Source organism: Frateuria aurantia DSM 6220, assembly GCF_000242255.2.
GTDB lineage: Bacteria > Pseudomonadota > Gammaproteobacteria > Xanthomonadales > Rhodanobacteraceae > Frateuria > Frateuria aurantia.
In genome coordinates, this window is sequence record NC_017033.1 from 2,597,664 (window position 1) to 2,610,290 (window position 12,627).

Annotated in this window: 13 protein-coding genes and 1 tRNA gene; 12 read left to right on the plus strand and 2 right to left on the minus strand. The window is 64.4% G+C overall.

The annotated features are described in order from the left end of the window. Positions 1 to 32 precede the first annotated feature (32 nt). The 4 genes from dusA (at position 33) to FRAAU_RS12010 (ending at position 3,547) form a co-directional block, all read left to right on the plus strand. Complete coding sequence (gene dusA / locus FRAAU_RS11995; RefSeq protein ID WP_014403793.1) at positions 33 to 1,073, plus strand: tRNA dihydrouridine(20/20a) synthase DusA; 1,041 nt, start codon at positions 33 to 35, stop codon at positions 1,071 to 1,073. Between the two features lie 87 nt (positions 1,074 to 1,160). Then, positions 1,161 to 1,457, plus strand: a complete 297-nt coding sequence (locus FRAAU_RS12000) for a hypothetical protein (RefSeq protein WP_014403794.1) — start codon at positions 1,161 to 1,163, stop codon at positions 1,455 to 1,457. Positions 1,458 to 1,470: 13 nt separating this feature from the next. Beyond that, entirely contained in the window at positions 1,471 to 2,163 is a 693-nt protein-coding gene (locus tag FRAAU_RS12005; protein ID WP_014403795.1) for a response regulator transcription factor, read from the plus strand. Then, positions 2,111 to 3,547, plus strand: coding sequence for an ATP-binding protein (locus FRAAU_RS12010; protein WP_014403796.1), 1,437 nt, complete (start codon positions 2,111 to 2,113; stop codon positions 3,545 to 3,547). Before FRAAU_RS12005 ends, FRAAU_RS12010 begins: the two co-directional genes overlap by 53 nt. A gap of 16 nt (positions 3,548 to 3,563) precedes the next feature. On the opposite strand, the gene FRAAU_RS12015 is transcribed toward FRAAU_RS12010, so the two are convergent. Next, a complete protein-coding gene (locus tag FRAAU_RS12015; protein WP_156803415.1) occupies positions 3,564 to 3,884 on the minus strand; it encodes a hypothetical protein in 321 nt (106 codons plus the stop codon). 218 nt (positions 3,885 to 4,102) lie between these two features. Between FRAAU_RS12015 and FRAAU_RS12020 the strand changes: the two genes are divergently transcribed. The 3 genes from FRAAU_RS12020 to FRAAU_RS12030 all read left to right on the plus strand — a co-directional run bounded on the left by FRAAU_RS12020 (position 4,103) and on the right by FRAAU_RS12030 (position 5,960). Next, positions 4,103 to 5,062 (plus strand): biotin--[acetyl-CoA-carboxylase] ligase, encoded by a 960-nt coding sequence (locus FRAAU_RS12020; protein WP_245546369.1) that lies wholly within the window; start codon positions 4,103 to 4,105, stop codon positions 5,060 to 5,062. Further along, positions 5,059 to 5,829, plus strand: coding sequence for a type III pantothenate kinase (locus FRAAU_RS12025; RefSeq protein WP_014403799.1), 771 nt, complete (start codon positions 5,059 to 5,061; stop codon positions 5,827 to 5,829). Before FRAAU_RS12020 ends, FRAAU_RS12025 begins: the two co-directional genes overlap by 4 nt. A gap of 55 nt (positions 5,830 to 5,884) precedes the next feature. Further along, positions 5,885 to 5,960: transfer RNA gene (locus FRAAU_RS12030), tRNA-Thr, on the plus strand. Positions 5,961 to 6,143: 183 nt separating this feature from the next. On the opposite strand, the gene FRAAU_RS12035 is transcribed toward FRAAU_RS12030, so the two are convergent. Continuing rightward, on the minus strand, positions 6,144 to 6,527 hold the full coding sequence (locus tag FRAAU_RS12035) for a hypothetical protein (protein ID WP_014403800.1): 384 nt from the start codon (positions 6,525 to 6,527) through the stop codon (positions 6,144 to 6,146). Between the two features lie 402 nt (positions 6,528 to 6,929). On the opposite strand from FRAAU_RS12035, the gene FRAAU_RS12040 reads away from it, so the two are divergent. From FRAAU_RS12040 to arsC, 5 genes are all read left to right on the plus strand, one after another. Further along, entirely contained in the window at positions 6,930 to 8,624 is a 1,695-nt protein-coding gene (locus tag FRAAU_RS12040) for an AMP-binding protein (protein ID WP_014403801.1), read from the plus strand. Between the two features lie 458 nt (positions 8,625 to 9,082). Beyond that, positions 9,083 to 9,979 (plus strand): segregation and condensation protein A, encoded by an 897-nt coding sequence (locus FRAAU_RS12045; protein WP_014403802.1) that lies wholly within the window; start codon positions 9,083 to 9,085, stop codon positions 9,977 to 9,979. A 10-nt stretch (positions 9,980 to 9,989) separates the two neighbouring features. Beyond that, positions 9,990 to 10,715 (plus strand): SMC-Scp complex subunit ScpB, encoded by a 726-nt coding sequence (gene scpB / locus FRAAU_RS12050; protein ID WP_014403803.1) that lies wholly within the window; start codon positions 9,990 to 9,992, stop codon positions 10,713 to 10,715. Beyond that, positions 10,712 to 12,223 (plus strand): pseudouridine synthase, encoded by a 1,512-nt coding sequence (locus FRAAU_RS12055; protein ID WP_014403804.1) that lies wholly within the window; start codon positions 10,712 to 10,714, stop codon positions 12,221 to 12,223. Before scpB ends, FRAAU_RS12055 begins: the two co-directional genes overlap by 4 nt. A 12-nt stretch (positions 12,224 to 12,235) precedes the next feature. Continuing rightward, positions 12,236 to 12,607 carry an arsenate reductase (glutaredoxin) gene (arsC, locus tag FRAAU_RS12060; RefSeq protein ID WP_014403805.1) on the plus strand — a complete coding sequence of 124 codons (372 nt, stop codon included), beginning with the start codon at positions 12,236 to 12,238 and terminating at the stop codon, positions 12,605 to 12,607. The last annotated feature ends 20 nt before the right edge of the window (positions 12,608 to 12,627 follow it).

Below are 12,627 nucleotides of genomic sequence, written 5' to 3' on the forward strand. Positions count from 1 at the left end.
GCGGCTTTCCTGTTTCACGGACCCCGATTTACATGTCACCAACCCGCCCCGCCGCCACTGCCCCCCTTGCCGTGCCGCCCGTTGCCTATGGCCGCAAACTGGCGGTGGCACCGATGCTGGACTGGACTGACCGGCACTGCCGCTATTTCCATCGGCTGTTGAGCCCGCATGCTCTGCTTTATACCGAAATGGTCACCAGTGCGGCCCTGATCCGCGGCCGTCAACTGCGCTTGCTGGAGCATGATCCGGCCGAGGCACCGGTGGCCTTGCAACTGGGGGGCAGCGAGCCGCAGGAGCTGGCGCAGGCGGCACGACTGGGCGCCGAGGCCGGGTACCACGAGATCAATCTGAACGTGGGCTGCCCGTCGGACCGGGTGCAGTCCGGCGAATTCGGCGCCTGCCTGATGCGCACACCACAACGGGTCGCTGACTGTGTCAGCGCCATGCAGGAGGTCGTCTCGATACCGGTCACCGTCAAATGCCGGATCGGCGTCGATGACCAGGATCCGGAAATCGCGCTGCAGACCTTCACCGAAGCGATGCAGCGCGCCGGCGTGCACAAACTGATCGTGCATGCCCGCAAGGCCTGGTTGCAGGGACTCTCGCCCAAGGAGAACCGTGATATTCCGCCCCTGGACTATCCCCGCGTCCATCGCCTGAAACGGGACTTCCCGGACATGGAGATCATCATCAATGGCGGCCTGACGACGGTCGAGGCCAGTGTCGAAGCGCTGGATCACGTCGATGGCGTCATGATCGGGCGAGCGGCCTATCAAGATCCCTATCTTCTGACCCAGCTCGAGGCGCGCCTGTTCGGTACTCCGTCGCCCAGCCGCGAAGCCATCCTTCAGCAGATGCTGGGCTATTGCGAAAAGGTGATCGCCGGCGGCGGTTCACTGAAGCATGTCACCCGGCATATGCTGGGCTTGTATCAAGGCCGTCCCGGGGCGCGTGGCTACCGGCGCATGCTCAGTGAAGGCGCCCATCTTCCCGAGGCGCTCCCGCAGCTGATCCTTGCCGCGATACCCTCGGCCACCGCCGCGCCTGAACCCTTCTTCAGCGACAAGGCATGACGCCATGCCCGATGCATGGGCCGGGCCGCGGCACTGACGTATGATGGACCGGCACGCTCTGTCCCCTTGTTCCCAGGAGTCCCCCGCATGGCAACCCAAATGGCAGCGGCAATGCTCGGCCTGCTCTGGCTGGGCTCGGCTCAGGCGCAGCACCTGCAGCCTGAATTGTCACTGGAGGATGCCGTGGCAAGAGCCCAGTCCGAGACCCATGGCCAGATTCTGACCGCCTCCACGGTAGGGCATGGACATTTGTATATCCATCGGATCAAGATCCTGTTGCCGAACGGACATATCCGCACCTTGTCGCTGTCCACCCCGGCGAGCAAAAATGGGGCAAGTCCACATACAATGGACCCCTTGCACGACAACGCCCCGAATTCATGAGGAGAATGTATAGATGCGCATCCTGCTGGTAGAGGACGAAGCGCCGCTGCGGGAAACCTTGGCTGCACGACTCAAGCGCGATGGCTTTGCGGTCGACGCAGCCCAGGATGGTGAGGAAGGTCTGTATCTGGGACGTGAAGTCCCGTTTGATCTGGCCATCATCGATCTGGGCCTGCCCAAGCTGCCTGGCATGGAGCTGGTCAAGGCCTTGCGCGAGCATGGCCAGCGTTACCCGATTCTGATCCTGACCGCCCGTGGCAGCTGGCAAGACAAGGTCGAAGGCCTCAAGCACGGTGCCGACGACTATCTGGTCAAACCCTTCCATGTCGAGGAGCTGCTGGCCCGGATCAACGCCCTGGTACGCCGCGCCAGCGGCTGGTCCAAGCCCATTCTGGCCTGCGGCCCGATCAAGCTCGACACCACCGCCCAGACCGTGATGGTGGAAGGCAAGGCCGTCGACCTGACCAGCTACGAATACAAAGTGCTGGAATACCTGATCCTGCATGCCGGCGAACTGGTCTCCAAGGCCGATCTGACCGAGCACATTTATCAGCAGGACTTCGATCGCGACTCCAATGTGCTGGAAGTCTTTATCGGCCGACTGCGCAGGAAACTCGACCCGGAAGGGATTCTCAAGCCTATCGAGACAGTTCGTGGACGCGGATATCGCTTCGCCATCCCCCGCAGCGACGCCGAAGACGAATAAGCCCGGTCGAACCCGCCCCCCTCACTCGCTGGCCGCCCGCGCGGCGCTGGCAACGGGTCTGGTGGTCGCGGTCTTTCTCGGACTGATCGGCGTCATCATGCTGCGCAGCGAAAATCAGCGGGCGGTCAGCGACATGGCCGACACGCTGCGCAGCTATGCCCTGTATTACCTGACCTATACCGAGTTCGATCGCGACGGCAGGCAACTGCTGCCGCCCGATCTCCCGGCGGTGCCCCGGTTTTCCCAGCCTGGCTCGGGCCTCTACGCCATCATCAGCAGCCAGCAGAAAACCTGGCGCTCGTCCTCGGCGATTGGTCATCATTTCCCGTTCGCGCAGACCCTGAAACCGGGCGAAAGCCGCTTCGTGGGTCCGGTGGATACGCCTTCGGGCCGGCTCTACTACTACGCCTGGGGCGTGGCGTTCGACCTGCCCAGCGGCCGCTCGATTCCGCTGACCGTCACCATCGCCCAGGAAGACCTGCAACTGGAAAGCCTGAACCGGGTGTATCGCCAATCCATCATCGGCGGCCTGGGCATCGTCGGTGTCTTCCTGATCGTGCTGCAACTGTCTCTGCTGCGCTGGAGCCTTACGCCCCTGCGGCAGGTGGTGACCGACATGAATCAGATCGAGCAGGGCCAGCGCGAACATCTGGCCAATGACTATCCGGTCGAACTGCAGTCACTGACCCACCGCATCAATGCCTTCATCGACAGCGAGCGCGACCAGCGTACCCGCTATCGACATACCCTGGCCGATCTGGCCCACAGCCTGAAGACGCCGCTGGCCGTCATCCGTTCGGCGCTGGAGTCCCATGCCCAGGACAATGGCCTGCGCCAGGACGTGCTGTCCCAGGTCCGGCGCATGGATGAACTGGTCGCCTATCAGCTGGCACGCGCCGCCGCCAGCGGCCGCCAGACGTTTGCCACCGCCATCCCCATCATCAGTCATGCCGAAGATCTGGTGCGCGGTCTGGAGAAGGTTTACGCCGCCAAGAATGTGCTGTGCGAATTCGACATCGAAGATGCCGCCGCGTTCTATGGTGAGCAGGGTGATCTGCTGGAGCTGTTGGGCAACTTGCTGGAAAACGCCTTCAAATGGGCCAATCATCATGTGCTGCTGGTGGTGAAGATCACCAGCGAGGTCGGCCGGCTGCGCAACGGCATGCAGATCAGCGTCGAGGATGACGGCCCGGGCATCGAGGAGGCCAAGGTCGAGAAGATCCTGCAGCGCGGCGTCCGCGGCGATGAACGGGTACAGGGCCACGGCATCGGCCTGTCCATCGTGCAGGATCTCGTCAAGGTCTATCGTGGCGAACTGGTGGTGGATCGCTCTCCGGAATTCGGAGGCGCCCGCTTCACGGTCAATCTGCCACCGCTGTCCTGAGTCAGGACGGGGCCGGTCAGAGCCGGATCGCGCCGGGCAGCAGCGACTGCCATGACGGCGGCAGCGGCGCATTCGGACTCTGGGCGGGAATCGCATGCAACGGCGGGGCCTCGAAGCCGCCACTGGCTTCACGAAAGCGGCGATTCTGGCCACCCCCCGCGGACGAAGCGGCACGGGCAGGCCGTGGGGAGACGGCAGAGCCTTCGGCAGCACCTTCGATAGCCGCCTCTCCGGACAAACGCGTCGCCGATACATCCCGCAAGGAAGACGCGATCACGGCCCCCGCCGACATCCCCAGCAGGCAGCCAAGCACTGATAGTTTGATGAACTTCGGCATGGGCCCCGGCACCATCCGGACAGATCCTCCGATACTCGCAGGAATCGAAGACTGATGCCAGCTTTTTTGCAGGCGCGTCAAATGAGCGACGCCAAGGCCGGCTGCGGTACTATACGCCGCATGAAATGCCTTCCCCTCCCTCAGGCCTGCCCGGGCAAGGACACGCCTTGCCACGGTGTCGCCGAACGCAAGTCCACGGCGTCATGACCACGGCGGCGATGATTCTGCGGACACTGGCGGATGGCGAGTGCCATGCCGGCACGGCGCTGGCCAGACAGGCCGGCATCACTCGTGCGGCCATCTGGAAGCAGATCGCCGCACTGCGCGAACAGGGACTGCCGATCCGGACGGTCGGACGCCAGGGTTATCAACTGCCCTGGTCGACCGAATTGCTGGACATCCCGACCATCCGGGCCTTGCTGCCAGTCGAGGGGCCGGCTTGCCCCGGGCCGCTGGACCTGCATTGGGATATTGACTCCACCTCCAGTGAACTGCTGCGCGGAGGCCTGAGCCTGCCAGATCTCAGCGTGGTCATGGCCGAAACCCAGAGTGCCGGACGTGGTCGTCGTGGACGAAGCTGGTTGTCACCGCCCGGACTCAACCTGTATCTGTCCTGCTTCAAGCGCTTCGAGCGCGGCTTCAGCGCCTTGAGCGGGCTGTCATTGGCCGTCGGCGTGATGGTGGCCCGGACCCTGGAACAACTGCAGCTGCAAGGTGTCGCCCTGAAGTGGCCCAACGACATCATCTGCAAACAAGGCAAGCTGGGCGGCATCCTGGTCGAGCTGATCGGCGAATACCAAGGCCCCTGCGCCGCCGTGATCGGCGTCGGACTCAACCTGCGGCTGCCCGAGGATCTGCGGGCCCAGGCCGGCCAGCCGGTCAGCGACCTGGCCGAACTGGCCGGCGGCACCCCGCCAGGCCGCAATCTGATGGCGGCCCGCCTGATCAGCCAATTGGCGGTCGGTCTGCGCCAGTTCGAACGCGAAGGCCTGGCCGCCTTCAGCGACGACTTTGCCCGCCTTGACGGGCTGCGCGATCAACCCCTGCGGGTCGAGACCGCCACCCACGCTTTCGAAGGCCTGGGCGCCGGCATCGATGCCGATGGCGCCCTGCAAGTCATCACCCCGAATGGAATCCAGCGTGTCGACAGCGCTGAGGTATCGGTACGACGCGCATGAGACTATTGCTGGACCTTGGCAACACCCGTATCAAGTGGCTATTGCTCGATGATCAGGATCAGCCTGTCACCGACGGTGCCGCCGCCTGGAGCGAACAGCTGGATGACGATCTTGGCCAGCCCTGGCTGGCCCTGCCCTTGCCGACCCGGATCTGGGCGGCCTCGGTGGTCGACGGCGAGCGCGAAGCGCGGTTGGAACATCTGACCCGGGAATGCTTCCGGCTCAAGCCGGACTGGCTGCGGACTCCGGCAGCTGCCTGCGGCATCACCAATGGCTACAGCCAGCCCGGCCGGCTGGGCATCGACCGCTTTCTGGCGATGATCGCTGCCCGCGCCGACTATCCAGGCCCCACCGTGATCGCCTCGATCGGCACCGCCTTGGCCCTGGATGCCATCGATGCCGATGGCCGCCATCTGGGCGGACTGATCGCCCCAGGCCCGCGTCTGATGCAGCAATCCGTGCTTGGCGCCACCGTCCAGGTCCGCCTGCAGCAGCAAGGCCATCTGGTCCCGGTGGCCACCAATACCGAGGACGGGTTGATGTCCGGCGCCTGGCAGGCCTGCATCGCCCTGATCGAGCGCTTCCATGGCCAGATCGAACGCCAGCTGGGCACCTCGGTGCAATTGCGGCTGGCCGGCGGCGACGCCGCCCCCCTCCCCGCGTGGCTGTCGCTGCCCTCGGTGCTGCGGGTAGACAGCGTGCTGCAGGGCCTGGCGATCTGGAGCGCCAGCCTGGAAGCGGCCGCCGCCGAAGCTGCCGTTTCCTGATCCCGTGCCTGCCGGCTCCCCAAAACGGCGGGCAACTGCTAGACTTGCCCACCTTGCCGCTTTAGCTCAGTCGGTAGAGCAACTGATTTGTAATCAGTAGGTCGTCCGTTCGATTCGGACAAGCGGCACCAGTTCAGCGCATCGCACCCGCCTTCTCACCGATTTGCGTGCCCGAATGGCAATCTGGCGAGATGGCCGGGACTTTCGCGGAAAGGCTGCACCAGAACGTACCGATCAACCCTGATCACTCAAGCCCCCTTGTATTGAAGCTCCCGCTCTGCAGCCGGAGCGTCGACGCCGCTGCCACATGGCTGTCAAAGACAGGACTTGGCCCGTGCGGTTTCTCGCGCTCCATAGCCGAAGGCTTTGGAGCGATACCAGATCGTGACCTTGGTGCTGCCGTCGGGCTGCGGCTCGGCGTCCATGACCGCATCGGCGCCCATGCCGCCCAGCAGGGAAACGTTGTAGCCTTTTTTGTCGGGCAGCCAGCCTTCCTGCAGATTGTTGATGCTGGTGGATCCCCAGGCCGTGGACAGGCACATGCCGTAATCATCCGGCGTCTTGTGGGTACTGAGCTCCAGATCGGGCTTGTCCCGGCGCAGATCGGCCATCGTGGAACAGGCCGCCATCGTGAACACGGCCGCCGACAGAAACATCACTCGCTTGATCATGATCCAGTCCCATGGGTGCCAAGCCATTGTAGCCTCATGACGGGAGGTGGGGGCGTTTGCAACGTCCGGTGCCGCCCCGCCTTGTTACGCCCTGTTCCGCCGGCTTTGCCCGAACCGTCCGGAAATCGGCCTGCGGCTGACCCCAGCCCCTGCCTGCCTGCCGTTTCGATGCGGGCATATCCGCCGACCTGCGACCGGCGTCCCCTTGCCGCAGTGCAGTACAGCAGTCACCATGCAGGGCATTGCAGTGCGGCCAAGCACCGGGCTTGGCTCATCTGGGACCACGCCACGACAGCCGTGCACGACAGCTGCGACCATGCGCTGCATTGCAACTTGCCCGATCCATGACCCCATGCTGAAATGCTGCGCGTTGATCGGGGCCCTGAAAGGATGGGCTCTTGCCCATGGAAATCAATAAGGAAGGATGCAATGAGTATCGAGCAACCGTGGTTGGCACGCTATCCCGAAGGCGTACCAGCCGAGATCGATCTCAACAGCTACGCCTCGATCCCCGAGATGCTGGAGGAGACCTTCAGGCAGTTCGCCGATCGGCCGGCGTATGCCAATATGGGCAAGGTATTGAACTACCGCCAGCTGGAACAGCTGAGCGGCCAGTTCGCCGGCTATCTGACCGGACAGCTCAATCTGGTCAAAGGCGATCGCATCGCCCTGATGATGCCCAATGTCCTGCAATATCCGATTGCCCTGCTGGGCGCGCTGCGCGCAGGCCTGGTGGTGGTCAACACCAATCCGCTGTACACCGGCCGCGAACTGCAGCACCAGCTCAAGGATGCCGGCGCCAAGGCCATCGTGGTCGTGGAGAACTTTGCCGCCACCCTCGCCTCGGTGATCGGCCAGACCGATGTACGTCATGTCGTCGTCACCGGCATTGGTGATCTGCTGGGCTTCCCCAAGGCACAGCTGGTCAATTTCGTGCTGCGCAAGGTCAAGAAAATGGTGCCTGCCTTCAGCTTGCCAGGCGCTGTCAAATTCACTGATGCCTTGCGTCTGGGCGCCTCCCAGCCCGTGCCCAGGCCCAGCTTGAGCCACGAGGACCTGGCCTTTCTGCAATATACCGGCGGTACCACCGGAGTGGCCAAGGGCGCCATGCTGAGCCACGGCAATATGGTGGCCAACCTGCTGCAGACCGGTGCCTGGGTCGGCCCTGTCGCCACCCCGGGCCAGGAAATCATCATCACGGCGCTGCCGCTGTACCATATCTTCTCGCTGACGGCCAACTGCTTCACCTTCATGCGGCTGGGCGGCCTGAACTACCTGATCACCAATCCTCGCGACATGCCCGGCTTTATCAAGGAGCTGAAGAAGGTTCCTTTCACGGCCATGACCGGAGTCAACACCTTGTTCAACGGGCTGCTGAATACACCGGGCTTCGACGAGCTGGACTTTTCCCACCTCAAGCTGACTCTGGGCGGCGGCATGGCCGTCCAGCGCTCGGTGGCCGAGCGCTGGAAGAAAGCCACCGGCTGCACGCTGCTGGAAGCCTACGGCCTGACCGAAACCGCCCCGGCGGCCTGCATCAACGCCTATGACATCAAAGCCTACAACGGCTCGATCGGCCTGCCGATCTCCAGCACCCAGGCCGCGATCTGGTCCGAACAGAACGAACCGTTGCCACTGGGCGAGGTCGGCGAGCTGATGATCAAGGGTCCTCAGGTCATGCAAGGTTACTGGCAGCGTCCCGACGAGACCGCCAAGACACTGAGTCCGGATGGTTGGCTGCACACCGGCGACGTGGCTCGCATCGATGCCGATGGTCTGGTCTATATCGTCGATCGCAAGAAGGACATGATTCTGGTCTCGGGCTTCAACGTCTATCCCAATGAAGTCGAAGATGCCGTGATGGCCCATCCCGGCGTGGCCGAGGTGGCGGCGGTCGGCGTGCCCGACGAGCATTCTGGCGAAGCGGTCAAGCTGTTCGTGGTCAAACGCGACCCGAAGCTGACGGTAGAAGCACTGAAAGCCTTCTGCCGTGACAACCTCACCGGCTACAAACGGCCGAAGACCATCGAATTCCGTGACAGCCTGCCCAAATCGAATGTCGGCAAGATCCTCCGTCGCGAGCTGCGGGATACCTCCTCGACGAGCAGCCGCACGCCGCACTGAATCCGGGGCGGTGATCCCGTCCGGTCAGCAGGCCTCCCTGCTGACCGGGGGCTGATCATTTGTGACTATTTGACGTCAGGCACTGGACTTGGCGTCCATCTGACGATACCCTGTGGCCATTCAGCTAGAACCCTTTGCCGGCCTGTGACTTGTTCGGGCTTGCGGTTTCGGCTATGTGCCTGTTGTCACCCTGCACTGCATCCGCCCGCTGTGGCCTGGGGTGTCGGGGACGCTGATGAATGAAATGCCCTGGATACCGGGGTGCGTTGCACGGTGACGGATGTCGGACCGGATGGAAGCCTGCCTTGATGCAGCGCCATGATCCGGCCTTGATGACGGCTATCCTTGACTTTCACCTGTACTGTTGGCGCCGGCGGACAATGGCTGCCCATGGCGGTGACGGATCTGATTTGCGTTTTGAACGACAGTGCCGCGAACATCGGCCGTCATGTGGATGGATGAGCAACAAGTCTTCTGAGTCCCAGGCACCGCATGTGACGGAGCCGGCTGCCGAACGGCCCCACTCTGGCGACACGTCCAGGGTCAAGGTCCATGGCGAGCCGGTGCTGCAGATGCCACGGGATCTGTATATTCCGCCGGATGCGCTGGAAGTGGTTCTGGAGTCCTTCGAAGGCCCGCTCGACCTGTTGCTGTATCTGATCCGCAAGCAGAATCTGGACATTCTCGACATTCCCATTGCCGATATCACCCGCCAGTACATGGGGTATATCGAAATGATGCACGAGCTGATGCGACTGGAACTGGCCTCCGAATATCTTTTGATGGCGGCCATCCTCGCTGAAATCAAATCCCGCTTGCTGCTTCCTCGCCCGCCCGTCGAGGAAGGTCTGGAAGAGGATCCACGGGCCGAACTGGTGCGACGTCTGCAGGAATACGAGCGCTTCAAGCAGGCGGCCGAACAGCTGGACCGGCAGCCGCGACTGGAACGCGATACGGCGGTGGCGCATGCCGACAGCTCGTCGGGAACGGTGACGAGACTGCCACCGTCCTTGGCCATGGACGAACTGCTGCTGGCACTGCGACAGGTTCTGGGCCGGGCTGAACTGTTCAGCCATCACGCCATCCGGCGCGAAGCCTTGAGCGTAAGGCAACGTATGGCCGAACTGCTGAAGGCCCTGCAGTCCGGCCAGCCGCAACGCTTCGAGCATCTGTTTCAACCGGTCGAAGGCCGACTGGGCGTGGTGGTGACCTTGCTGGCGGTGCTGGAGCTGGCCAAGGAAAGCCTGATCGAGATTGTCCAGGAGGCTCCGCTGAGCGTGATCCACGTCCGGATCAAGGCCTCCGCAAGTTCCGAAGAAGCCGCCATCGCGGTGGATTCATATCCAGAGAGTTGATTGGGTACGCATGCAGATTGACCAACTCAAACCGATTCTGGAAGCGGCGCTGCTGGCAAGCAGCCAGCCGCTGAGTCCGGGCCGGCTGCGCGAGTTGTTTGCCGAGCAAGCGGAAGTCGACCGCGATCAGCTGGACCGGGCGCTGGAAGCGCTGTCCGCCGATTGCGCGGGCCGGGGCATCGAACTGGTACAGGTCGCTTCCGGCTACCGCTATCAGGTCCGGCAGGAGATCCATTCCTGGCTGAGTCCGTTGTGGCGCGAAAAGCCGGCCCGCTATTCGCGAGCCTTGCTGGAGACCCTGGCCTTGATCGCCTATCGCCAGCCGATCACCCGGCCCGAGATCGAGCAGGTCCGCGGGGTGGCGGTATCGACCAGCATCATGAAGACCCTGGAAGAACGCGAGTGGGTCCGCGTGGTCGGACACCGGGACGTTCCCGGACGCCCGGCGCTGTACGGCACCACCCGCGCATTTCTCGATCATTTCAATTTGAAGTCCCTGGATCAGCTGCCCAGCCTGGCAGAGATCCGGGCCCTCCAAGATCCTGCTGCGGACTTCGATCCGGAGCTGCTGACGGCATGCGTCCTTGCGGACCGGCCTACTGACACCGATGCCGGAGAAACCGCCGATGGCGCGATCTCCGCAGCATCCCATACCGCCGCCGCCGACCAGGCCGCGGCAACGGCGAGCGCCGAGAGCGCCGCCGACCTACCAGATAGCCAGGAGCACAGCGCATGAATGCGCCCACCAAATCCGTTTTGACCCTCAAGCGCAACACCCCCGCCGAGGCCACCGCCCCGGCTCTGGAAGAACGTCTGCACAAGGTGCTGGCCAATGGCGGCCTCGGCTCGCGGCGGATGCTGGAACAGCGCATCCAGGCCGGTGAGGTCGTCGTCAATGGCCAGCCGGCGGACCTGGGCTCCAGCGTCCGCGCCGGTGACCGCGTGCAGATCGACGGCAAGCAGTTCGTCGTCGCCACCGATCAGCGCGAAGAGTCCGAAGTGCTGGTCTACCACAAGCCCGAAGGCGTGGTGACCACCCGCGAAGATCCCGAAGGTCGCCCGACCGTGTTCGAGCAGCTGCCGCGTCTGAAAGGCGCCCGCTGGATCGCCGTCGGCCGCCTGGACATCAACACCACCGGCCTGCTGCTGTTGACCAGTGATGGCGAACTGGCCAACGCGCTGATGCATCCCAGCAGCGGTCTGGAGCGCGAATACCTGTGCCGGGTCCATGGCGAAGTGCCCGATGAAGTGATCGAGCAGTTGAAGAAAGGCGTCGAACTGGATGACGGTCCGGCCCATTTCGATGATGTCGCCATCATCAGCCGCGGCGGCAGCCACAGCTGGTTCCGCGTCGTGATCCGCGAGGGCCGCAACCGCGAGGTCCGCCGCCTGTGGGACTCGCAGGGCTTTCTGGTCAGCCGCCTGAAGCGCATCCGCTACGGTCGCGTCGAACTGCCCCGCACCTTGCGCCGTGGTGCCTGCGAAGCGCTTGATGCCGACACGGCCAAGTCGCTGCGGGCCGATGCCGGCCTGGGCGAAAGCCAGCCGACCCTGACCCTGAGCCCGGTCGTCAACCAGCGCCGCACCTCGCGTCACCAGACCGAATACCGCCCCGAACAGGGCCGTGGCCAGGCCTGGTCCGGCGGCAGCCAGGATGAGGCTCGTGAACTGCGGGCTTTCGACCGCGTTCGTGACGAAGCACCGCGCGGCCGTGGCGGCCGTCCCGGCGGTCGCGGCAGCCATGGTGGCGGCCGCCCCGGTGGTCGTGAAGTCAACGGCAACGTGCTGCGCCCCGAGCGCGGCGGCAAGCCCGGCGGCCGTGGCGGCAAGCGCGGCGTCGCTCCGGGCCAGGAACTGCCTTCGGTGCGCACCTGGTTCGCCGGCGATGCCCGTGAAGGCGGCGGCTTCGGTCAGGCCAACGGCAACAGCACCCGCTCGCCGGGTGGCCGCAGCCCCCGTGGCAGCTTCGGCAACGGTGCCGGCCCGACCGGTGGCGCCCAGCGCCGCGGCGGTCCCGCCGGCGGTCGTGGACCCCAGTCCGGTGGCAACCGCGGTCCCCAGGGTGCCGGCGGACGTGGCCCGCAAGGTGGTCGCGGCCCGCAGGTCGGTGGTCGCGGCGGCCAGGGTGGCAATCGTGGCCCGCAGGGCGCACGTGGTCCGCAGTCCGGCAATCGCGGGCCGCAAGGCGGCAACCGCGGTCCGCGCCCGGGCGGCAATGGCGGCAATCGTTCCGGCAACCGCTAAGCGATACGGATGATGAGCCCGAAGGACTTGCGCCTCTATCACAACCCCCGCTGCAGCAAGTCGCGAGGCCTGCTGCAGCACCTGCAGGCCCTGGGCCTGCAGCCCGAGGTCGTACTGTATCTGGAGCAGCCACCCAGCATCGACGAGATGCAGGCGCTGCTGGCCAAGCTGGGTCTGCCGGCACGTGATGTCATCCGACGCGATGAGCCGCTGTATCGCGAGCTGGGCCTGGATGAACCGACACTCGGGGAGATGGCGCTGATCCAGGCCATGGTCGAGCATCCGCGCCTGATCCAGCGTCCGATTCTCGAGTCGGCCCAGCTGGCCGTCATCGGCCGGCCGCAGGAGGCCGCCGATGCCTTGCTGGCGGCACTGCCGCGCTGAAGCGGTCATGTCAGCACAAA

What these genes read in the sequence shown, in the direction of transcription:
- FRAAU_RS12040 (WP_014403801.1), top strand. Translation starts at nt 6,930, where the DNA reads ATGAGTATCGAGCAACCGTGGTTGGCACGCTATCCCGAAGGCGTACCA.
- FRAAU_RS12000 (WP_014403794.1), top strand. Translation starts at nt 1,161, where the DNA reads ATGGCAACCCAAATGGCAGCGGCAATGCTCGGCCTGCTCTGGCTGGGC.
- FRAAU_RS12035 (WP_014403800.1), bottom strand. Translation starts at nt 6,527, where the DNA reads ATGGCTTGGCACCCATGGGACTGGATCATGATCAAGCGAGTGATGTTT.
- FRAAU_RS12020 (WP_245546369.1), top strand. Translation starts at nt 4,103, where the DNA reads ATGATTCTGCGGACACTGGCGGATGGCGAGTGCCATGCCGGCACGGCG.
- FRAAU_RS12025 (WP_014403799.1), top strand. Translation starts at nt 5,059, where the DNA reads ATGAGACTATTGCTGGACCTTGGCAACACCCGTATCAAGTGGCTATTG.
- scpB (WP_014403803.1), top strand. Translation starts at nt 9,990, where the DNA reads ATGCAGATTGACCAACTCAAACCGATTCTGGAAGCGGCGCTGCTGGCA.
- FRAAU_RS12045 (WP_014403802.1), top strand. Translation starts at nt 9,083, where the DNA reads ATGAGCAACAAGTCTTCTGAGTCCCAGGCACCGCATGTGACGGAGCCG.
- FRAAU_RS12055 (WP_014403804.1), top strand. Translation starts at nt 10,712, where the DNA reads ATGAATGCGCCCACCAAATCCGTTTTGACCCTCAAGCGCAACACCCCC.
- arsC (WP_014403805.1), top strand. Translation starts at nt 12,236, where the DNA reads ATGAGCCCGAAGGACTTGCGCCTCTATCACAACCCCCGCTGCAGCAAG.
- FRAAU_RS12005 (WP_014403795.1), top strand. Translation starts at nt 1,471, where the DNA reads ATGCGCATCCTGCTGGTAGAGGACGAAGCGCCGCTGCGGGAAACCTTG.
- FRAAU_RS12015 (WP_156803415.1), bottom strand. Translation starts at nt 3,884, where the DNA reads ATGCCGAAGTTCATCAAACTATCAGTGCTTGGCTGCCTGCTGGGGATG.
- dusA (WP_014403793.1), top strand. Translation starts at nt 33, where the DNA reads ATGTCACCAACCCGCCCCGCCGCCACTGCCCCCCTTGCCGTGCCGCCC.